At 66.9% G+C, this 20,604-nt stretch carries 22 protein-coding genes; 12 read left to right on the top strand and 10 right to left on the bottom strand.

Annotated features, from left to right (window positions below; translation table 11 throughout):
- The first annotated feature begins 34 nt into the window (after positions 1 to 34).
- The 7 genes from ACE039_RS00295 (at position 35) to ACE039_RS00265 (ending at position 5,818) form a co-directional block, all read left to right on the top strand.
- Positions 35 to 1,396: an aromatic ring-hydroxylating oxygenase subunit alpha gene (locus ACE039_RS00295; RefSeq protein ID WP_485821328.1), complete on the top strand. Its 1,362-nt coding sequence runs from the start codon at positions 35 to 37 to the stop codon at positions 1,394 to 1,396.
- Entirely contained in the window at positions 1,393 to 1,962 is a 570-nt protein-coding gene (locus tag ACE039_RS00290; RefSeq protein ID WP_485821327.1) for a 3-phenylpropionate/cinnamic acid dioxygenase subunit beta, read from the top strand. The genes ACE039_RS00295 and ACE039_RS00290 overlap by 4 nt, the downstream gene beginning before the upstream one ends.
- Positions 1,963 to 2,051: 89 nt before the next feature.
- Complete coding sequence (locus ACE039_RS00285; protein ID WP_485821326.1) at positions 2,052 to 3,044, top strand: Bug family tripartite tricarboxylate transporter substrate binding protein; 993 nt, start codon at positions 2,052 to 2,054, stop codon at positions 3,042 to 3,044.
- A gap of 5 nt (positions 3,045 to 3,049) precedes the next feature.
- Positions 3,050 to 4,234 carry an NAD(P)/FAD-dependent oxidoreductase gene (locus ACE039_RS00280; protein WP_485821325.1) on the top strand — a complete coding sequence of 395 codons (1,185 nt, stop codon included), beginning with the start codon at positions 3,050 to 3,052 and terminating at the stop codon, positions 4,232 to 4,234.
- A gap of 27 nt (positions 4,235 to 4,261) precedes the next feature.
- On the top strand, positions 4,262 to 4,588 hold the full coding sequence (locus ACE039_RS00275; protein WP_485821324.1) for a 2Fe-2S iron-sulfur cluster-binding protein: 327 nt from the start codon (positions 4,262 to 4,264) through the stop codon (positions 4,586 to 4,588).
- A gap of 25 nt (positions 4,589 to 4,613) precedes the next feature.
- Positions 4,614 to 4,823, top strand: a complete 210-nt coding sequence (locus ACE039_RS00270) for a hypothetical protein (protein ID WP_105556389.1) — start codon at positions 4,614 to 4,616, stop codon at positions 4,821 to 4,823.
- Between the two features lie 17 nt (positions 4,824 to 4,840).
- A complete protein-coding gene (locus tag ACE039_RS00265; RefSeq protein WP_485821323.1) occupies positions 4,841 to 5,818 on the top strand; it encodes a 2-hydroxyacid dehydrogenase in 978 nt (325 codons plus the stop codon).
- Between the two features lie 79 nt (positions 5,819 to 5,897).
- On the opposite strand, the gene ACE039_RS00260 is transcribed toward ACE039_RS00265, so the two are convergent.
- Positions 5,898 to 6,890 carry a Bug family tripartite tricarboxylate transporter substrate binding protein gene (locus tag ACE039_RS00260; protein ID WP_310029714.1) on the bottom strand — a complete coding sequence of 331 codons (993 nt, stop codon included), beginning with the start codon at positions 6,888 to 6,890 and terminating at the stop codon, positions 5,898 to 5,900.
- A 128-nt stretch (positions 6,891 to 7,018) separates the two neighbouring features.
- The gene (locus ACE039_RS00255; RefSeq protein WP_485821322.1) at positions 7,019 to 7,975 is read right to left on the bottom strand and encodes a LysR family transcriptional regulator; all 957 of its coding nucleotides are present in this window, start codon (positions 7,973 to 7,975) and stop codon (positions 7,019 to 7,021) included.
- Positions 7,976 to 8,112: 137 nt separating this feature from the next.
- Here ACE039_RS00255 and ACE039_RS00250 point away from each other — a divergent pair, with 137 nt between their 5' ends.
- Both ACE039_RS00250 and ACE039_RS00245 read left to right on the top strand, forming a co-directional pair.
- Positions 8,113 to 9,576, top strand: a complete 1,464-nt coding sequence (locus tag ACE039_RS00250; protein WP_485821321.1) for an N-acyl-D-glutamate deacylase — start codon at positions 8,113 to 8,115, stop codon at positions 9,574 to 9,576.
- Positions 9,577 to 9,612: 36 nt separating this feature from the next.
- Positions 9,613 to 10,572, top strand: coding sequence for a tripartite tricarboxylate transporter substrate binding protein BugE (locus tag ACE039_RS00245; RefSeq protein ID WP_485821380.1), 960 nt, complete (start codon positions 9,613 to 9,615; stop codon positions 10,570 to 10,572).
- Positions 10,573 to 10,579: 7 nt separating this feature from the next.
- On the opposite strand, the gene ACE039_RS00240 is transcribed toward ACE039_RS00245, so the two are convergent.
- The 5 genes from ACE039_RS00240 to ACE039_RS00220 form a co-directional block, all read right to left on the bottom strand.
- On the bottom strand, positions 10,580 to 11,968 hold the full coding sequence (locus ACE039_RS00240) for a sulfite reductase subunit alpha (RefSeq protein WP_485821320.1): 1,389 nt from the start codon (positions 11,966 to 11,968) through the stop codon (positions 10,580 to 10,582).
- A 4-nt stretch (positions 11,969 to 11,972) separates the two neighbouring features.
- Positions 11,973 to 12,929 (bottom strand): FAD:protein FMN transferase, encoded by a 957-nt coding sequence (locus ACE039_RS00235; RefSeq protein WP_485821379.1) that lies wholly within the window; start codon positions 12,927 to 12,929, stop codon positions 11,973 to 11,975.
- Positions 12,930 to 13,012: 83 nt separating this feature from the next.
- On the bottom strand, positions 13,013 to 13,813 hold the full coding sequence (locus ACE039_RS00230) for a DUF4198 domain-containing protein (RefSeq protein WP_105556383.1): 801 nt from the start codon (positions 13,811 to 13,813) through the stop codon (positions 13,013 to 13,015).
- 32 nt (positions 13,814 to 13,845) lie between these two features.
- Positions 13,846 to 14,361 (bottom strand): DUF2271 domain-containing protein, encoded by a 516-nt coding sequence (locus ACE039_RS00225; RefSeq protein ID WP_416029694.1) that lies wholly within the window; start codon positions 14,359 to 14,361, stop codon positions 13,846 to 13,848.
- A gap of 29 nt (positions 14,362 to 14,390) precedes the next feature.
- Positions 14,391 to 15,017, bottom strand: coding sequence for a PepSY-associated TM helix domain-containing protein (locus tag ACE039_RS00220; RefSeq protein WP_485821319.1), 627 nt, complete (start codon positions 15,015 to 15,017; stop codon positions 14,391 to 14,393).
- A 188-nt stretch (positions 15,018 to 15,205) separates the two neighbouring features.
- Between ACE039_RS00220 and ACE039_RS00215 the strand changes: the two genes are divergently transcribed.
- On the top strand, positions 15,206 to 15,757 hold the full coding sequence (locus tag ACE039_RS00215) for an HdeD family acid-resistance protein (protein ID WP_485821318.1): 552 nt from the start codon (positions 15,206 to 15,208) through the stop codon (positions 15,755 to 15,757).
- A 5-nt stretch (positions 15,758 to 15,762) separates the two neighbouring features.
- Positions 15,763 to 16,155: a fluoride efflux transporter CrcB gene (locus ACE039_RS00210; protein WP_485821317.1), complete on the top strand. Its 393-nt coding sequence runs from the start codon at positions 15,763 to 15,765 to the stop codon at positions 16,153 to 16,155.
- A 49-nt stretch (positions 16,156 to 16,204) separates the two neighbouring features.
- Here ACE039_RS00210 and hpnE read toward each other — a convergent pair whose 3' ends face one another.
- From hpnE to hpnC, 3 genes are read right to left on the bottom strand one after another with little or no spacing between them, the layout of a single operon-like run.
- A complete protein-coding gene (gene hpnE, locus ACE039_RS00205; RefSeq protein WP_485821378.1) occupies positions 16,205 to 17,551 on the bottom strand; it encodes a hydroxysqualene dehydroxylase HpnE in 1,347 nt (448 codons plus the stop codon).
- Positions 17,548 to 18,411: a presqualene diphosphate synthase HpnD gene (gene hpnD, locus ACE039_RS00200; RefSeq protein ID WP_448708488.1), complete on the bottom strand. Its 864-nt coding sequence runs from the start codon at positions 18,409 to 18,411 to the stop codon at positions 17,548 to 17,550. The genes hpnE and hpnD overlap by 4 nt, the downstream gene beginning before the upstream one ends.
- Positions 18,412 to 18,427: 16 nt before the next feature.
- The gene (gene hpnC / locus ACE039_RS00195; protein WP_448708487.1) at positions 18,428 to 19,258 is read right to left on the bottom strand and encodes a squalene synthase HpnC; all 831 of its coding nucleotides are present in this window, start codon (positions 19,256 to 19,258) and stop codon (positions 18,428 to 18,430) included.
- A gap of 131 nt (positions 19,259 to 19,389) precedes the next feature.
- Here hpnC and alr point away from each other — a divergent pair, with 131 nt between their 5' ends.
- Positions 19,390 to 20,517, top strand: coding sequence for an alanine racemase (gene alr, locus ACE039_RS00190; RefSeq protein ID WP_448708486.1), 1,128 nt, complete (start codon positions 19,390 to 19,392; stop codon positions 20,515 to 20,517).
- Positions 20,518 to 20,604: the final 87 nt, after the last annotated feature.

Below are 20,604 nucleotides of genomic sequence, written 5' to 3'. Positions count from 1 at the left end.
CGGGTCTGGGGGCATCCTCCAAGGGGAAGTGGTGATGGGTCATAAGACGATCGATGAGTTGGTGCGCGCCGACGAAGGGCTGGTCAGCCGGTCTATCTTCGTGGACGACGACATATTCCAGCAGGAACTCAGGCAGGTGTTTTCGCGGGCGTGGTTGTTCGTGGGACACGAGAGTCTGGTGCCCAAGCCGGATGATTATTTTGTGTCGCGCATGGGAACAGAGTCCGTAATCCTGACGCGCGACCGGCAGGGCCTGATACAGGTCATGCTCAACAGCTGTGCGCACCGTGGCATGAAGCTGTGCCGCTATGACCACGGCAACAATCGGACCTTTACCTGTCCGTACCATGGCTGGAGCTTTTCCACCGACGGCAAGCTGGTGGAGCGGCCCGGCGAGCTGGTCGGCGTGCCCGGCCACGCGACGCACTACAAGGGCGAGCTGGACAAGAAGCAGTGGGGCCTGAAGACCGTGGCGCAAGTGGTGAACTACAAGGGCGCGGTCTTTGCGACGTGGGACGCGGACGCGCCGCCGTTCGAGGACTATCTGGGCAATATGCGCCTGTACCTGGACGCGGCGCTGGACCATCGCGATGGCAGCCCGGGCGGTTCCGAGGTCATCGGCGGGGTGCAGAAGTGGCGCGTGAAGTGCAATTGGAAGTTCGCGCCCGAGAATTTCATCGGCGACCTGTACCACGACATCAGCCATCGCTCGGTGGACATCGTGGGCATCGGGCCAGGGGGAGGCAAGGGGCGTCGCGATGCGTCCGTCAGCCGATCGGCCATCTGCTTTCCCGAGCTTGGACATGGGTTGCTGGGGCGCTTGCCGTTTTATGAAGAGGGGCCCTACGCGCCGCAGTATGCGCGCTATCCCGAAGTGGAGGCTTATTTCCGCCAGATCCACGAGAAGCGTGAACGCACGCTGGGGTCGGCCATGCGGGTGCAGACCAGCGTGGGCACGATTTTCCCGAACATGTCGTTTCACGGGCGCCAGCCGCGCACGCTTGCGGTTTTTCATCCCATCAGCGCGACCGAGATGGAGATGTGGCGCATGTATCTGGTGGACAAGGACGCGCCCGAAGCCGTGAAAGAGGCCATGCGCCACTACTTTCTGCGCTATTCGGGGCCGGGCGGCATGACCGAGTCGGACGACATGGAGAACTGGACGGGGGCGACCGAGGCCAGCATGGGCGCCATGTCGCGCGAGCTTTACTTCAACTACCAGATGGGCGTGGGGCATGCACAGCCCGTGCCGGAAATTCCGGGCTGTGCCGTCAATGGCGAGTACACGGAAGAGAACGCGCGAATCTATTACCGGCGCTGGGCGCAGTTCATGAACGGCCTGTCCTGGGAACAGTTGATGGCCGGCGCCGTGCGCCTCGAGGAGCAGGCGGCATGAACGCAAGCATCGAAAATGCACCGGCCGAGGCGCGGGATTCCAGCGTGGACGACATGCAGGTCTGGTGGCAGGCGCAGCGCTTTCTGCACTACGAAGCCGATCTGCTGGACCATCGCGACTTCGATGCCTGGCTGGGCCTGCTGGACGAGGACATTTCCTACCGCATGCCGCTTACCCGCAACGTGAGGCGCGACGCCCTGGCACAAGAATATTCGAGCACGCAGGATGCCGCCTGGTTTGACGAGGGCATCGATACGTTGCGCCAGCGTGTCGCGCAGATCAAGACCGGCATTCACTGGGCCGAGGAACCGGCCTCGCGGGTGTCGCGCCTGGTGACCAACATCCGCGTGCTGGACGTCGCGCCGGACGAGGGCGGCGGTGAGCGCGTGCGAGTGCGCTCGCGGTTTCTGATCTACCAGAATCGCCTGCAGACCGAGGTCAACTTGTTCGTCGGCAAGCGCGAGGACGTCCTGCGCCGCCGTGACGGACGCTGGACGATTCTGGCGCGGGAGATCCATCTGGACCAGAACGTCCTGCTTTCCAAGGCGCTCACGATCTTCTTCTAGCGCCGCCCCTGCCGCAGTTCGATCGTTTTCTTTCCACTCGGGGCCAGTCCGCCGACAGGACGAGACTCGTCCATACCTGGAGTCGCAGCATGCATAGACGTACTGTACTGAAGGCCATGGCCGCCGGCATTGCCGTGGCGACGGCTGGCGTGTCCCGGGCGGCCGACGGCGCGTTTCCCGCCAAGCCCATGCGCCTGATCGTGCCCTATCCGCCTGGCGGCGTGACCGATGTGGCGGGCCGGCTGGCAGGGGAGATCCTTAGCCGCAAGTTCGGCCAGCCCGTCGTGGTGGAGAACCGCCCCGGCGCCAACGGCATGATAGGCAGCCAGCAAGTGGCTACCGCGCCGGCGGATGGGTACACGCTGCTGCTCAATGGCCTGGGGGGCATGGTGTTGCCCATGGCCACGGTGACGGGGCTGCCGCTGGACATGTCGCGTGCCTTCACGCCCATCGGGCAGATGGCCGAGTTCATCAATGTGTTGATCGTGCGGGCCGATTCCCCGGTACGCAGCGTGGACGACCTGATCGCCGCCGCGCGCGCCCGCAACAAAGACGGATTGAACTACGGTTCGAACGGCGTCGGCACGTCGGTGCACCTGACCACCGCCTTTTTCGCGCAGCGCACCGGCACCAATCTGCTGCACGTGCCCTATAAGGGCAGCGGCGAGATGCTGGTGGACGTGGTCAACGGCAACCTGGATTTCAGCTTCAGCAATCTGCCGCCCGTGATGGGGTTGGTCCGCAAGGGGGCTATCCGCGCGATTGCCGTTACCAGCAGCTATCGCAGCAAGCAGTTGCCGGACGTGCCGACGATGGCCGAGCAGGGCGTGGCGGATTTCGATGTGACAAGCTGGCTGGGGCTGTACGGCCCGGCGGGATTGCCGGCGGGATTGGTCAGCAAGCTGAGCGCGGCGCTACAGGAAGGCATGGCGCAGCCCCAGGCGGTGGAAACGCTTAGCGCGGCGGGGTTTGAACCCAGGCCGTCGGGGGCGGACGCCTTTGCGGAATTGAACCGGGCCGAGCTGGCGCGCTGGAAACAGGTTGCCACGCGCGCCAACATTTCCCTGAAATTCGGAGCATGACGGCCATGGAATCGTCTTCTCGGGTGCAACACGTCCATACGGCCATCATCGGCGCGGGACATGCGGGAGTGGAGTGTGCCTGGGCCTTGCGCGCGGCCGGCGTTGAAGGCGACGTGGCGCTGTTCGGCGCGGAGGCGCATGCGCCCTACGAGCGGCCGCCGCTGTCCAAGGCGCTTTTGACCGGCGCAACCAGCGCCGAGCGCATCGCATTGCGGGCCGACAGCGCTTACGAGAAGTCGCGCGTGGTGGTGGTGGCCGGCGACCCGGTGGCCAGCATCGATACTGCCGCGCATACCCTGACCACGCGCTCCGGCCGGGTGGTCGGCTACGAGCATTGCGTGCTGGCCACGGGGGCCAGCGCCCGCCCTATCGCAGAGGTGGCGGGTGACCAGACCTATTCGGTTCGCGGCCTGGACGACGCGCACCGGTTGCGTCAGGCGCTGCGTCCCGGCGTCCGGCTGCTGGTGGTCGGCGCGGGCTACCTGGGCCTGGAGGCCGCATGTTCGGCGCGCAAGCTGGGCGCCCAGGTGGTGGTGCTGGAGCAGGGCGGCAACGTGATGGCGGGCAAGGTGTCCGAGCCGACCGCCACGCGCATCGGCGCCCTGCACCGCGAAGCCGGCATAGAAATTCGCCACGGCGCGGCGGTGGCGCGATGGGAGCGCACCGCGACAGGCTGGCGCGCCCACTTGGCCGATGGAACGGCATTGGACGCCGATCTGGTGCTGGTGTCGATCGGCGCCATCGCCGAGACCGCGCTGGCCGAGGCGGCAGGCCTGATCTGCCTGGATGGGGTGGTGGTGGACGAGTGCTGTCGGACGTCGGCGCCCGATGTCTACGCCATTGGCGACTGCGCCAGCGCGTTTCGCGGCGAATTGCAGCGCCATGCGCGCATCGAGAGCGTGCAGAACGCGCTGATGCAGGCACGCACGGCGGCCGCTGCCATCGCCGGCAAGAGTCCGCCGGCGCCGCGTCCGCCTACGTTCTGGTCAGAGCAGCAGGGCCGGCGCTTGCAGATGGCGGGCCTGGTCAATCCCGCCGAGGCGTGTCGCGACGTACTACTGCCCACCGCCAAGGGGTGGTTGGTGGAGCGCTATCAACAGGGTCGGCTGGCCGCCATCGAAGCGGTCGACAGCCCGGTGGAATTCATCAAGAGCGTGCCGCGCATCGGCTCGCCCGAATCCGTGTCATGAATCGTAGTGAAGCCACAGGGAGGCATCATGCCCTTTGCCATATTTGAGTTGCCCGACGGCGCCGAACAGGTGCTGGAGGTTCCCGATGATTGGTCGCTGATGGAGGCGGCCCGCCGCGACGGCCTGGATGGCATCGTCGCCGACTGCGGCGGCGGTGCCATCTGCGGTACCTGTCATGTGCAGGTGGACGCCGCCTGGCATGCGCGGCTAGAACCGCCGGGCATGGCAGAGGAAGCCCTGCTTGAGGTGGTGCCGGAGCGTTGCGCCACCAGCCGCCTGTCCTGTCAGGTGATCATGACGCCAGCGCTGGACGGCATTCGCGTGCGCGTGCCGTCTTCGCAGCTGGAACTGTAACGGTGGCGCGACGGAGCAAACCGCCATGGCCGACAACAAATCCATCAACCTTGTCGATCTCCAGGCAGGCGTGCGCGTGCGCATGGCCGGCGGCGCGCTGGCCGAGATCGTAGAGAACCCGCAGGACGGGTTCTGGCTGATTGTCCGATACCTGGAACATCCGGCCGAACCCGCGCTGGTCGACGCCGGTGAGCAGCAGGTGTTCGCCACCGACGTCGAAGCAATCGAACCTTGACCTTACCGGAGCCGTAAATGAATCAAAAGCCCAAAGTCATCGTGTCCGCGCCGCTGCCGGCGGATCTGCGCGAACGCCTCGCCGCACGGTGCGAAATCGTCGATGTGCCCACCGGGCAGAATCCTGCCGAGACCGTGCCGGCGGCGTTGCGCGAGCAAATCGTCGGCATGGTCTGCACCATGCGCACCAAAGTCGATCAGGCGCTGCTGGACGCCTTTCCCGCCCTGACCGTCAGTTCGAATTTTGCGGTGGGCTTCGACAACGTCGACCTGGCCGCCGCTACCCGGCGCAAGGTGCTGATCTGCAACACGCCCGGGGTGCTTGACGGCGCGGTGGCCGACGTGACCATCGGCCTCATGCTGTGCCTGGCCCGCAACCTGGTGGCGGGCGATGCGTTCGTGCGTAGCGGCGAATGGACCAAGGGGGCTTTTCCCCTGACGCGCGACATCCGCGGCAAGACACTGGGGCTGCTGGGCATGGGCCGCATCGGCCGTGTGGTGGCGCGCGCGGCGCACGCGTTCGACATGAACGTGGTCTATCACAACCGCCGCCAGGATCCTCAAGCCGACGGTTTGGCCACCTACGTCGAACGCGACGACCTATTCAAGGTGTCGGATGTGCTGAGCGTGCATATTCCGCTGTCCGCCGAAACGCGCCACTCCGTCGGTCAGCGCGAGCTGGCGCTGATGAAGCCGTCCGCCTACCTGATCAATACGGCGCGCGGCCCGGTCATCGACGAAGCGGCGCTGATCGAGGCGCTGCGCGCCGGAACCATCGCGGGCGCAGGCCTGGATGTGATGGAGCAAGAGCCGCTGCCGGCCGCCAGCCCGCTGTGCCAGTTGCCCAACGTGGTGCTGCAGGCACACGTGGGCAGCGCCACGCACGAGACGCGGCGCGCCATGATAGACCTGGCCGTCGCCAATCTGATGGATGCGCTGGGCAACAAGACGCCGCAGGCCATGGTCAATCCGGAGGTGTGGCAAGCGCGCGCCTGACGGCTTCCCGGGCCGTCGCGCCATGCCGGCGCGGGGTCGCTCCGGCACGGGCCGCCCACGCCGGGGCGGCCCGTGCCGTTTACTTGGCGCCGTAGTCCACGACAACGCCCGCCTGCTTGGCCACCTCGCTCCAGCGCTTGAACTCCGCAGCCGAGAAGGCCTGGAATTCGGCCGAGTTGCGCAGCTTGGGCTCGAAACCGGCGTTGATGATGCGAGCCTGGAATTCAGGCGTCGCAAGCCCGGTCACGATGGTGTCCGACAACTGCGCGACGATGGCGCGATCGATCTGGGACGGCGCGTACATGCCCAGCCAACTGGTCACGTCGAAGTCCGCCATGCCTTGTTCCTGCATCGTCGGCACCTTGGGCAGTTGCCGCGCGCGATAGGCGCTGGTTACCGCCAGGGCCTTCAGGCGCTTGCCTTCCACCATGGGCAGGGTGGGCGGCAGATTCATGAAACAGAGATCCAGGTCGCCGTTGGCCGTGCCTACCAGGGCGTCGGCCGCGCCCTTGTAGGGCACGTGGTCGAACTTCAGGCCGGTACGCATGGCGAAGAGTTCCGCTGTCATCTGCGACGAACTGCCCACGCCATTGCTGCCGTACAGCGGCTTGCGCTTGCTGGCCCGCAGATGTTCGATCAGCTCGGACACCGTATTGGCGGGGTGGTCCGCGCGCACGACCAGCGCATTGACGAATTCCGCGACCTGGGCGATGGGCAGCAGCGCGGTGGGGATGTCGATAGGCAGTCCGCGCAGCGTCGCCGGCGGCAGGACGTTGTGACCGAGGCCGCCGGTGGTCAGGGTGTAGCCGTCTGGCTTGGCGGCCGCTGCGGCCTGCATGCCGATGACGCCGCCGGCGCCGGCGCGGTTTTCGATCACCACGCTCTGGCCATATTTGGCGTAGAGCAGGTCTCCGACCAGCCTCCCCGCAAGATCGGTGGCGCTTCCGGGTGTGGACGAGACGATGATCCTGATGACTCGGGACGGATAAGGTCCGCTCTGCGCCCAGCCCCTGCCTGTCAGGCTCAGGCCGGCTGCGGTTCCGATCAGCTTTAACGCACTGCGACGTTTCATGACGACTTCCCCTTGGGTTAGACCTACTGCTTCACGTGCTGCTCCAATCGATGTGCCTCGGACTTTGTACGATAAACATATTTATCTACGGTACGAGGCAGACGCGAACACGCAAATTGCGGCTAACCCTAGGGAAGCGGCGGCAGGCGCTTGCAGCCGGCCGGCAGCGGCGCATCCCGCAGGTAGTCATGGATGGCGCGGATCAGCGCCTGCGCGGCCGGGCTTAGCGGATATTCCTTGTGCCGGATGATGCAGACCGTGCGCACAACGGTCGGCCGCGTCAGCAGCGCGTAGGCCAAGCCGGGTTCCAGCACGCGTTCGGCGGCCAGCGCCGGCAGTAGCGCCACGCCCAGGCCGGCTTTCACCAACGCGGCCTGCGACGTCGTGCTGGACGCTTCGTAGAACGGCGCGCCCGCCTCGATGGGCAAGTCCGCACGGGCGCGCAGCAGCGCCATGATTCCAGTTTCGTCGACCACGCCCACCAGTTTGCGTTGCGCCAGGTCCGACCAGCGCATGGTGCCGTCGCGCCCCGGCCGCAGGCTGTCGTCGTCGGCGCGGTACAGCACCCCAAACCGGTCTTCCAGTACCGGGTCGAAGCGCAGTCCCGGCGCATCGGCCCAGCGGCTGGTCAACCCGAAGTCCACCTCGCGCATGGCGACCTTGCGCTGGATGCGGCCGGAATTGTCATCGCTCAGGTACAGGCGCACGGCGGGATACTGGGCGGAGAAGCCGGCCGCCGCCGGCGCGATGATCTGCGTGATGGCCGAGGGCGCCGCCGCCACGCCCACGCGCCCGCGCTCCAGTGCGCCATAACGCACCACGTCTTCGATCACGCCGTCGAAATCCGCCAGCAGCCGCATCACCCGGGGTAGAAATTCTTCGCCCGCCGCGGTCAGCAGCACGCGGCGGCTGGTGCGCGCAAAAAGCTGGGTCGCCAGCGCGTCCTCTAGCTGGCGCACCAGGCTGGTCACCGACGATTGCGTCTGGAACAGGCGCTTGGCGGCATGCGTGAAACTGGATTCCTGCGCCACCGCGACAAAGGCGGTCAGGTGCTTCAAGGTGACGTGCTTGGGCAGGCGATTCATTGCAAACCACGATAGATGGATCAGTAAAAACAATTTTCCCAGATTGATCGCGCCGACGATACTAGCGCCTGTTCACACGGCCCGTGAGCGGCTTTTCTCGTGTCAACAGGCCCAGGGCTTCATCTGGCAGGACGATCATGCGGCAGGAAACGATGGATCTGATTATTGAAGGCGGCTGGGTTATCGACGGGCTGGGCGGGCCGCGGCGACGCGCCGACATTGGCGTAGCGGACGAGCGCATCGCGGCCATCGGCGACTTGTCCGGCGTCGCCGCTGTCCGGCGGCTGGATGCCCGCGGCAAGATCGTGGCGCCGGGTTTCATCGATGTGCATGGCCATGACGACTTGATGTTCGTCGAGAAGCCGGGCCTGGAATGGAAGACCAGCCAGGGCATCACGTCCGTCGTGGTGGGCAATTGCGGCGTCAGCGGCGCGCCCGCGCCGTTGCCCGGCAACACCGCCGCAGCCTTGGCGCTGCTGGGCGAAACGCCGTTGTTTGCCGACATGCAGGCCTACTTCGACGAAGTGCGCGTGCAGCGCCCGATGATCAACGTCGCGGCCCTCGTCGGCCACGCGAATCTGCGCCTGGCGGCCATGCGAGACCCGACGGCAGCCCCCACCCCGGAAGAGCAGGCGGCCATGCAACGAATGCTGGCCGACGCGCTTGCCGCCGGCGCAGTGGGGTTCAGCACCGGTCTGGCGTACCAGCCCGGCGGCGTGGCGGAATCCGCCGAACTGGAGGGGCTGGCCCGCGTGGCGGCGGCCCACGGCGCGCTGCATACCAGCCATATCCGCAATGAAGGCGACGAGGTCGAAGCCGCCGTGGACGAAGTGTTGGCCGTCGGCCGCCAGACGGGCTGCGCCACGGTGCTGTCGCATCACAAATGCATGATGCCGCGCAACTGGGGCAAAAGCCGCGCCACCCTGGCCAATATCGACCGCGCCCGCGCCGAAGGCGTGGACGTGGCGTTGGACATCTATCCGTACCCGGGCAGTTCGACCATCCTCATCCCGGAGCGGGCCGAGAGCATCGACGATATCCGCATCACCTGGTCCACGCCGCATCCGGAATGTAGCGGCGAGTCGCTGGCCGACATCGCCGCACGCTGGGGCTGCGACAAGACCACCGCGGCCCGCAAGCTGTGTCCGGCGGGCGCCATCTACTTCGCCATGGACGAAGCCGAAGTGCGGCGCATCTTCCAGCACGAATGCTGCATGGTGGGCTCGGACGGCCTGCCGAACGACGCGCATCCGCATCCTCGCCTGTGGGGCAGTTTCACGCGCGTGCTGGGCCGCTATGTGCGCGAGGCCGAACTGCTGACGCTGGAGGCCGCGGTCGCCAAGATGACGGCGTTGCCGGCGCGCGTATTTGGCCTGGCCGGGCGCGGACAACTCAGCGTGGGGGCATGGGCGGACATCACGGTGTTCGATGCCGACACGGTGGTGGACCGCGCGACATGGGAATCTCCCACGCTGGCGTCCGCTGGCGTCGAGCACGTGCTGGTCAACGGGCATCCGGTGTTTCCGGCGGCAGGCGGCACGGCGCGGCCCGGCAAGATACTGCGGCGGGAACCTGCCGTGCGCGGCCAAGATACTGAATAACAACAGCAACCACCCTTCAGGAGATTCCCCATCATGATGATGCGCAAGACTTGTATGGCCCTGCTGCTGGCCGCCGTGCTGCCCGCCGCCCACGCCGCCTTCCCCGATCATCCCATTACGCTGATCGTGCCGTTCCCGGCCGGTGGCCCCACGGATATCGTCGGCCGCGTGGCGGCAGCGAAAGCGGGCGAGATCCTGGGCCAGCAGATCGTGGTGGAAAACCGCACTGGCGCCTCGGGCACCATCGGCATGGTCGCCACCGCGCGCGCCAAGCCGGACGGCTACACCGTGGGCCTGGCCACCGTCAGCACGCACGGCACCGCGCCGCACCTGTTCCCCAACCTGGCTTACGACCCGGTGAAGGATTTCACGCCCATCAGCAACCTGGTCACCAGCCCCAACATCCTGAGCGTGAACCCGAAGTTCCCCGCGCAGACGCTGGCCGACTTCGTGACGCACGTGCGCGCCAATCCGAACAAGGACGGTTACGCCAATGCCGGTGCGGGCGGCGTGAATGACCTGGGCATGATCTGGTTCCTGCAAATCATCGGCGGCAAGATGAACAGCATTTCGTATCGCGGGTCGGCGCCTGCGCTGACCGACACCGTGGGCGGCGTGGTCCCGGTGATTTTCGACAACTTCCCGTCGTCGCTGCCTTACGTGAAAAGCGGTCACCTGCGCGCGCTGGCCATTACGGGCACCGCGCGCAACCCGCGCCTGCCCGACGTGCCGACGTTCGCCGAGCAAGGCTACAAAGACTACGACGTCACTGCCTGGTACGGCGTGGTGGGACCGGCCGGAATGCCGGCCGATGTGCGCGACAAGCTGGCGCAGGCGTTCGCCCAAGCCGTTCGCGACCCCGCGACCGCGGCAAAGATGGAAGAGACGGGCGCGTTCCCGCTGGGCAACACGCCGGCTGAATTCGCCGAGCAGATCCGCAGCGAACGCGACCGCTGGAAGACCGTGATCGATCGCGCGCAGATCAAGCTTCAGTAAGCGCGCGTCAGTACACGTCGCGGCGGTAACGGCCGCCGTGCTGCATGGCTTGCAGGCGGTCGTCGCCCAGGATGTCTTGCAGGGCGGCGTCCACGCCGCTCGCCATGCCTTGCAGGCTGCCGCAGACATAAATCGCGGCGCCGGCTTCCACCCACGACCTGACGGCGTCCGCCTGTTCGCGGAGCAGGTGCTGCACGTACCGGCGCTGGGGCTGGTCGCGCGAGTACACGGCGTCCACGCGCGCCAGCGTGCCTTCCTGCCGCCAGGCGTCGATATCCGTTTGGCAGAAGTTATCGTGCGCGGCATTGCGCTCGCCGAAGATCAGCCAGTTGCGCCGGTGGCCGGCGGCGCGGCGGGCTTTGATCAGGGCCCGCAGACCGGCCAGTCCGGTGCCATTGCCCACCAAGATCAACGGCCGTCCGTCTTCCGGCGCGTGGAAATTGCGGTTGGCGCGCACGCGCAGCGCGATCTCGTCGCCGGTCTGGGCGATATGGGTCAGCCATCCGCTGCCCAACCCCAATCCGCCGTCGGCGCTGCGCATCTGCCGCACCAGCAACTGGATCGCGCCATCCTCCGGCAAGGACGCGATTGAATATTCGCGGTGCGCCTGCACCGGGCCGCCGCGTGCATGCCGGGGGCCGATCTCTGCGATATCGCCCGCCGTCCATGGCGGCATGCCGCCCGGGGGCGGTGTCAGCGTCAGCAGATAGCAAGGGCCGCCCTGACTCTCGGGATTCATCAGGCGGCGGTCCGCCAGGAGCCAGTTGTCGTAGACCGGCGCTTGCCAGTCAGGCAGGTCGCTGCGGCCGGCCAGCAAACCCAGGTGGTGCTGCCAATGGCGCAGCGCCGCCGGGTCGCCGTTGTCCACGTCCACCCGGTCGAACAGCGGCGTCGCGCCCTGCGCGTGCAGCCAATCGTCAAGCCGGTGGCCAAATCCGCAGAACTGGGTGTATTCGCTGTCGCCCAGCGCCAGCACGGCGTATTGCAGGCCGGCCAGCGCCGGAGCCGTACCGGGGGCAACGGACGCGGCCTGCATCTGGCCGGCGAATGCCGCAGCGGCGTCGGGCGGGTCGCCTTCGCCATAGGTGCTGGCCACGAACAGGACGCGGCGATAGGAGGACAGGCGCGCCAGGTCCAACTGGTCCAACGCGGCCACCCGGACGGGCAGGCCGCCGGCGCGCAGCGATTCGGCGGTCTGGCCGGCCAGCGTTTCGGCGTAGCCGGTCTGGGTTGCGTAGGCGACCAGCAAAGTGTCTTCGGGTGTGGGCGCGTTCAGGGCCTGGAGGGCTTGCGCGTGCAGCGCCTCGTGCCGTCTGGCGCGGCGCCATGCCCACAGGCAGAGCAGCAGCCAAAGCCCCACCACGCATGCCGCAGCGATCAACCGGGTCAGGCTCATGGGCTTAACGAGGGGTCGCCCGCGCCTGGAATGCCGGCGTGGCGATGACGCGATAGGCGCCGGCGTCGCGCAGGATGAAGAGGGCCGCCAGATCATGGCGGCGGGCATAGTCCAGGCCGTCCGTTTCGCCCAGCACCGTCAGCACGGTGGCCAATGCGTCGGCCTGCATGCAGACCGGATGCAGCACGGAAACGGATGCGACGTTGTTGCGCACGGGCTGGCCGGTGCGCGGGTCGATGGTGTGCGCGTAGCGCGCGTCGCCGCGGCCGGCGTGGCGCCGATAGTCGCCGGACGTGGCGATGCTGAGGTCTTCCAGCGGCAAGGCCAGGGCATGGTCGTCGCTGGCGTCGGGCACCTCGACGGCCACGCGCCAGGGCTGACCGTCAGGCCGGCTGCCGCGCGCGCGCAGTTCGCCGCCGACCTCCACCAGGTATTGCGTGATGCCCAGGGCGTCCAGCGCCATCGCGGCGCGGTCGACGCCATAGCCCTTGGCAATGGATGACAAGTCCAGATACGCGCCGCCCGGCTGATAGGCAGCCTGCGTTTCCGCATCCAGCGCCACGCGCCGCCAGCCGCATCGCAGGCGCGCCGCGTCGACGGCGGCGGGCGAGGGCGGTTCAAAGGCGCGTTGATGCGGACCGAAACCCCACACGTTCACGAGCGGGCCCACGGTCGGGTCATAGGCCCCGGCGGTGTCGTCCGCCAGCGCCATCGCATGGCGCAGCACATGGAAAAACGCGTCGGGCAAGGCGCGCCAGCCCGGACCCGCCTGATTGAACTGGCTGATGTCGGAACCGGCTTCCCAGGTGCTCATTTGCGCCACGACCCCGTCCAGCGCAGCCTGGATCGCCAGCCGCGCCGCGTGGTCGCTGCAACCAGCGGGCAGCGCCATGCGCGCCGACCAGGTGGTGCCCATGGTGGCGCCAGCCAACGCGGCCGGGGTCAGTCGCGCGGCCGGCATGGCGCCATAGGCGACGCGGACGGCAGGCGCCGCCGTGCCGCGCGGCGCATAGGAAGGAGAGGTGACCACGCGCCCGTCGCGTCTTAGGGCTGCAGCACTTCGACCGTGCCGGCGTACGACAAGCGGCGCTTCTTGGCTTGCGGCACGGTGATCTTGGCGTCTTCCATGCCGGCCTCGATCCAGTACAGGCCCGGTTGCGCCCACTTCACGGAGAACTTGCCGTCCTTGTCCGTCTTCAGCTTGATCTCGCCGACTTTGTCGCGATAGCGGCTGCCGCCGGGCACCACGTTCACATCCAGTTCCGCAGCCGGCTTGCCATCCACCAGCATCTGGAAGGTGGCTTCTTCACCCGTGAACAGATCGTTCGGGTGCGTGATGGGCGCCAGTTCCAGGCCCCGGCCCACCGGCTTGATGGCGGTCGGTTTCCCGGCCGTCACGAACGTCTCGACGCGGCCCAGGCTTTGCGACACCTCAAGCTCTTGGGCATTGGCGGGCACGGCCTGCGCCATGCCTTCCACCTTGCCGAAGTAGCGCTTGTTCTTGCCGTCTTCCTTCCAGCGCGCGAACACGCCGTCATTCACGACCGCCACGCGATAGGTGCCGCTTTGCTTCAGTTGCAAGTCGAAGGTGCTGCGCAGCTTGCCGCGGTTCAGGTTTTCGGCCTCGGCGGCGTTGCCGTCCGGGGCGACGATGGCCAGGCCGTCCAGGCGCATCGGCGCATGGTTGAAATAGAACTTGTCATTGCCCACGGCCGCGTCGACCGTGATCCAGCTGTCGGTGCCCGACAGCACGGTGGAGGACGGCACGATCCAGACATCATGCGCGTGCGAGGCAAAGGGCAGGCACAGCGCCAGGGCGGCGGCCAGTTTGGCGGCGGATTTCATGGTTGCGCTCCTTGAAGGCGATTCGATGGGCATCAGGGTTTGAGGTCGAGCGCGATGGCGCCCAGTTCATGTTCGCCGCGCGCCGTCAGTTGCTCGGCTTTCTGCGGTGGCCACTGGAAGGGGATGCGCAGCAGTTCACGGCCGCCGACTTCGCGGGCGGCTTCGACAACCACGGCGTATTGGCCGGGCTTGAGCGTGGACAGGGGCTTGCTGGCCGCGTCGAAGCTCAGCGCGTGCTTGCCCACGGGCTTGGTCGCGCCGCTGACGCCGTCCACCGGAAACTGTTGGTTGCGGCCGCTGCGGCGCCACCATTGGCGCATGTCTTTCAGCCACTCGGCGCCTTCGTTGTTCTTCTTGGCCACGTCGTACCAGACGGCCAGGTCGGCCGCGACGCTCTGGTCGGGGTTTTCGATCCAGATCGCCACGTAGGGACGGTGGTACTCGGCCACGTCCAGGCGCGGCACTTCAATGTTCAGGCCGATATCGGCCGCGTGGGCCGTTCGGGCGATCAGGCCGGCCAAGAGGGCGGGCAAGAGCAGTTTGCGCATGGAATTCTCCAGGGGCGGATCGGATGGAATCAATGGATGAACAGTAGGGCCAGCACCAGGGGGATCACCACGCCCATCCCGACCATGGGCCAGGTCGCGCTGCGGTTGCCTGCGTGCATCTTCAGCAGTACCAGCCCGGTCAGCGAAAAGACCAGACAGGCGACGGCGAAAATATCCAGGAACCAGCTCCAGGCCAGACCGGTGTTGCGGCCCTTGTGCAAGTCGTTCAGGTACGAGATCCAGCCACGGTCGGTGCGTTCGTATTCCACCTCGCCGCTGGCAAGGTCGATGGAAAGCCAGGCATCGCCGCCGGCGCGCGGCAGCGACAAATACACCTCGTCGGCCGACCATTCGGCGGTCTTGCCGGCCGTGGCGGCATCCAGCGATTCATCCAGCCATCGCGCCACGGGAGCCGGCAGCGGCGCCTTCTTTTGCCCGGCGGGCACGGACAATTGCTTCAACACGGGTTCGGGCAATTGCGTCTGCCGGCTGGTCACCACGGCTTTCGATTCGATGTGCGAGGCGTTGTTCAGCGTCAAGCCAGTGACGGCGAACAGCAGCATCCCCAGCAGGCATAGCGCCGAGCTGATCCAGTGCCATTGATGCAGCGTCTTGAGCCAATAGGCCCGGCGCCGTGGGGCGGGTTGACTGTCCATGAGGGATTCGATTTGAAGGCGCGGATTCTAACATTTAATGAGAATTACTCTTATAAAACCCCAGTCCCGGCGAACATGGAAATTTCAATCTGTTTCGCTGGGCGCCATCGATCCGGCCGCCCGCGGCGTGGCGGCTGCGGTTCGGCGGGGATAAGATAGGCCACCGTTACCAACACCGGAGGTGCGTCATGCTGGAACCGCAATGGGGGGATATCGGTCGTCATTGGGGGTGGGTCGCCTTGCGCGGCGTCGTCGCCATCCTGTTCGGATTGATGGCCTTGTTCATGCCGGCCATCACCTTGTCGGCGCTGGTGCTGGTATGGGGGGCGTTTGCGCTGGTGGATGGCGCGCTGGCCCTGATCGCCGGAGTGCGCATCCGCGAGAACGGCAAACCGCTGTGGGCCCTGATCATCGTTGGGCTGCTGGGCGTGGCGGCGGGTATCGTGACCTTCCTGTGGCCCGGGCTGACGGCGTTGCTATTGCTCTACATCATCGCGTTCTGGGCGCTTGCCGCCGGTGTGTTCCAGGTCATCGCCGCCATCCGCTTCCGCAAGGAAATCCGCAACGAATGGCTGCTCGCGTTGTCCGGCGTGGTGTCGATCCTCTTCGGCGCCATGCTGATCGTGCAGCCCGGCGCGGGCGCGCTGGCGCTGGTATGGGTCATCGGCATCTACGCCGTGTTCTTTGGCATACTGCTGCTGGTCTTTTCCCTGCGGCTCAAACAGCACCGCGCCTCTTGACGACCATGTCCGCCTACCAAACCCTGATTCCCCTGAATTTCCTGGCCGTCGGTCTGGGCGCCGTTCTTGGCGCCTGGACGCGTTGGCTTGTCAGCCTGTGGCTGAATGTCGAGTCCTGGCCGTGGGGCACGTTTGCCGTCAACCTGGCGGGCGGATATCTGGTGGGATTGCTGCTGGCGATGGTGGCGGGCCACCCTGAATGGCCGGCCTGGGTGCGCTTGGGCGCCATCACCGGCTTCATGGGCGGCCTGACCACGTTTTCGACGTTCTCGGCCGAAACCGTGGGCATGCTCGAACGCGGCGCCTACGGCAGCGCGTTGGGTTACGCCGGGCTTAGCCTGGCCGGATCGCTGATCCTGACGGCGGCGGGCATCGCCACGGCGCACCTGCTGCGCTAAGCGTCTAAGGCATCGTGGCAAGCGGCGGCGCGCACGATGCGCCGCCGGATCAATCCGCTGCCAGATCCGCAGCCAGGTCCGCGCGCGGATTCAAGACCCGGGCAGCCTGCAGGCCGCTTTGCACCGCGCCTTCCAGTACGCCCGGGTAACCCGTGTCGGTCCAGTCGCCGGCCAGCGCCAAGGTGGACCAAGGCGTCGAATTCAGCGGGCGGGTCAGGCCAGGCACCGCGGCGAAGGTGGCGCGCTTTTCAATCAGCAGTTCGGATGCCGTCACTTCCGGCATGGCGGGCAGCCGCGCGGGATGGCGCGCCGCCTGCTCGGCCACTTGGTCGATCAGGGCCTCGATCACCTGATGGCGGTTGCGCTCGGCGATGCTGGTGGCGGCGCTGGCCACGACAGCCAGTTCGCCCGCCTTGGTGTCGCCCGCCAATTGCGCGCGGTCGAACAGCCATTGCCCGACGTGGCCGCGCGCGGCTTCCTCGCGCAGCATCATCATGGGCTCGGGCAGGCGCCACGGTTCCGCCAAGCGCAGGTTCAGCGTGGCGATGGGCAGATAGGTGAACGCCTTCAGCGCATTCAGCAACCCCGTGGCGCCGGCCTGCCGCAGGGGCGCGTCCAGCAATCGCGCCGCGAAAGCCGGCGGCACTGCAAGCACGGCGGCATCGAAGCGTTCCTGGTTGACGACGATGCCGTCGTCGGAAGGGTCCAGCTGGCGCACGGTGCTGCCGTAGCGCATCGTCACCTGGCGCGCCGCGGCATCGGGCCACAGGGCGGACAAGTCGGTGCAGGGCAGCAGCAAGTCGCTGTCTTCGCGGGTGCCGGCCAGGCTGTCGCGCAGTACGCGGGCAAAAAGCGCCGCGCTGGCCGTGGCGGCTGGCGTGTTCAGGGCGGCCAGGCAAAGTGGTTCCCACACCTGGCGGATCAAGGCGTCCGATTGCGCGTGGTAATGCAGCAGATGCTGCACCGTCCAGTCGCGAGGCGGCATCCATGACATCGTTTTCAGGCCGCGCATCAGGCGCAAGGTCGCGAAACGGTCTGCCCACGACAGGCCGCGCGCCCGCAGGATCGCGATCGCCATGTGCAGCGGCGCGGGCAGGCGCGGGGCGGACAGGCGGAAATGGCCGTCCAGGGTGGCCAGCCGTAGCGGGCGGCGCATCAGTAGCGCATCGGGGTTGCGGCCCACCCGGCGCATCAGCGCCAGCGTCTGCTTGTAGGCGCCCGACAGCAGATGCTGGCCATTGTCCAGCGGCGCGTCGAAATCGCCGTGGAACACGCGGCGGGCACGGCCGCCGGGCGTATGGCCGGCCTCGAACACAGTGACCTTGGCCCCGGCTTCACGCAGGGCGACGCTGGCCGCCAACCCTGCCCAACCGGCGCCGATGACCGCCGCCTTCACCGCGCCAACCGGCGGACCAGTCCGCGTCCGCCGCCCACCCACGTTTTCCATGCCAGCCACAGCTTGCGCAGCGGCGTCAGCGAGATGCGCTGGTGCAGTACCTGCCAGTTGTCCCGCTCGATTTCGTCCAGCAAGGCGTGATAGATGGCAGCCATCATCAGTCCCGGGCGTTGCGAACGGCGGTCAACCTCGGGCAGATTGCGCATCGCTTCCCGGTAGAGCTCGCGTGCGCGGTCGGCCTGGAACTTCATCAGGGCGGTGAAACGTTCCGAGTATTCGCCATTCAGGATGTCCGAGGCCTTGACCTCGAATTGCTGCATCTCGTTGACGGGAATGTAGATGCGGCCGCGGCGCGCGTCGTCGCCCACGTCCCGGATGATGTTGGTCATCTGGAACGCCAGGCCCAATTTTTCGGCATAGACCAGCGTCTTGGGGTCGCTGTAGCCGAAGACGCCGGCGGACAGCTCGCCCACGACGCCTGCGGCGTGCCAGCAGTATTTACGCAGGCCCGGCCAATCCAGGTAGCGGGTCTGGTCCAGGTCCATCTCCATGCCGTCGACCACGGCCAGCAGGCGCTCGCGGGTGATCGAACAGCTTTGCAGATGCGGCTGCAGCGCCCGCGTCACGGGGTGGTCCGGTGTGCCGTCGAACATCTGGTCGACCTGCGTGCGCCACCAGGCCAGCTTGACGCGGGCCAGCGACGGGTCGGTGCATTCATCGACCACATCGTCCACTTCGCGGCAGTACGCGTACAGCGCGGTGATCGCGCGGCGGCGTTCGGGCGGCAGGAACAGGAAAGAATAGTAGAAGCTGGAACCGCTCTTGGCGGCTTTCTCCTGGCAGTATTCGTCAGGGGTCATAGATAGGCAGGGCCTGTTACTTGATAGAGCGCCACAGCATGATGGCCCAGTCTTTGGCGCCCAATTCGGGGCGATTCATGAATACATCGTAGCCGCTCGCCTCGATACGCTCCAGCACGCGCAGCCCGCCTTGCACCACCAGGCGCAACTCCAGGCCGATGCGGCCCGGCAGGCGGCGCGCCAGCGGAGCGCCGAAGTGTAGCAGCGCGCGCGTGCGTTCGACCTGGAAGGCCATCAGTTCGCGCCAGGCCGGCGTCAGCCGGCAGGCGGCCAGGTCGTCTTCAGAGACGCCATGGCGGCGCAGGTCTTCCTGGGGCAGATAGACGCGATGCTTGTGCCAATCCACCCGCACATCCTGCCAGAAGTTCACCAGTTGCAGTCCCGAACAGATGGCGTCGCTTTCCGCCGTGTCCTGGGGGGTGGTGGCGTCGAACAAATGCAGCATCAGCCGGCCGACCGGATTGGCCGAGCGCGTGCAGTAGTCGGCCAGCGCGGCGTAGTCTGCATAGCGCTTGACGGTGATGTCCTGCTCGAAGGCGGACAGCAAGTCGAAGAACGGCGTGATCGGCAACTGGTGCCGGGCGATGGTCCGGGCCAGCGGCGTGAAGATGTCCGCCAGCGGCGGCAGGCCGGGCGGGGGCGTCGTGCCGGGTTCGGCGCCAATGCGGTGCAGTTCCGTGCGGAACGCCGCCAGCTGGGCCAGGCGTTCGTCGTCGGTGGCGCTGCCTTCATCGGCGATATCGTCCGCGGCGCGGGCGAACCGGTAGATATCGGTCACGGCGCCACGCAGCCGGCGCGGCAGCAGCACCGAGGCGACGGGAAAGTTCTCGTAGTGATCGATAGACATAATAAGCAGCTCGGGCGGGGTCCCCGGGGACCCTGTCCGCATCATTTTAGAGTAGTCGTTTCGCCAAGGCACGATGCCGTGCCGGCGGGGGGCGCGATCAGTTAGACTTAAGCGCCACAGGATCTCACATCATGCCGCGCCCAATTTCAGCCACCGTCTCCGTTTCTGCCCTTGCGCACAATCTTGCCGCCGTGCGCCGCCACCTTGAACAGACCGCCGCGGCTGCCTCCGGCCTGCCGCCCTCCATCTGGGCCGTCATCAAGGCCAACGCCTACGGGCATGGCATCGAGCAAGCGGTAACGGGGTTTTCCAAGGCGCAGGGCCTGGCGATGCTGGACCTGGATGAAGCCGTGCGCTGCCGCGAGGCCGGCTGGGGCGGGCCCATCCTGCTGCTTGAAGGCTTCTTCAATCCGTCGGACCTCGACCTGATCGATCGCTATCACCTCAGCACCACGGTTCACAACCGTGAACAACTCGACATGCTGGCCCGCGCGCGCTTCGCACGCCGGGTGGACATCATGCTGAAGCTGAACAGCGGCATGAACCGGCTGGGCTTCAGCCCCGCCGCCTATCCCGCCGCGCACGAACGCGCCTTGCTGCTGCAACAGCAGGGCACGGTGGGCTCGATCGGAAAAATGACCCATTTCGCCTGCGCCGACGGCCCTCAGGGGGTGAACGAGCAATTGGCCGTATTTAATTCGGTGACGCATAAGCTGCCGGGCACGATCAGCGTATGCAACTCCGCGGCCACGCTACGTTTCGCCGACATCGCCATCGGGTCGCCGACGCAGACCCATTGGGTGCGTCCCGGCATCTGCCTGTACGGCGCCTCGCCGTTCGCCGACGCCGACGCCGCGTCGTTCGGCCTGAAGCCGGCCATGTCGCTCAGTTCCGAGATCATCGCGGTGCAAGAGCTCAAGGCGGGCGATTCCGTCGGCTACGGCGCCATCTTCCGCGCCGAACGCGCCATGCGCATCGGCATCGTGGCCTGCGGCTATGCCGACGGCTATCCGCGCCACGCCACCACCGGCACCCCGGTCGTCGTGGCGGGCATCCGTACCCAATTGGTCGGCCGCGTCTCCATGGACATGCTGATCGTCGATCTGGACCCCATCCCGGCGGCGGGCGTCGGTGCACCCGTGATGCTCTGGGGCGAAGATGGCCCGTCCGTCGACGAAGTGGCCCAAGCCGCCGGCACGATCGGCTACGAGCTTCTCTGCGCCTTGGCGCCGCGCGTCCCGGTCACCCGCGACGCCTGATCGCGCGGGTTTTCCGCCCGCCCGCCCGGCAAGACGGCTGCCGTTCGGGAGTGTCCGGCGTGCAAGATTTGCTACGCAATTTACAAG

It is taken from the genome of Achromobacter maghribensis (assembly GCF_057334215.1).
This window is presented reverse-complemented; position numbering and strand designations above follow the sequence as displayed.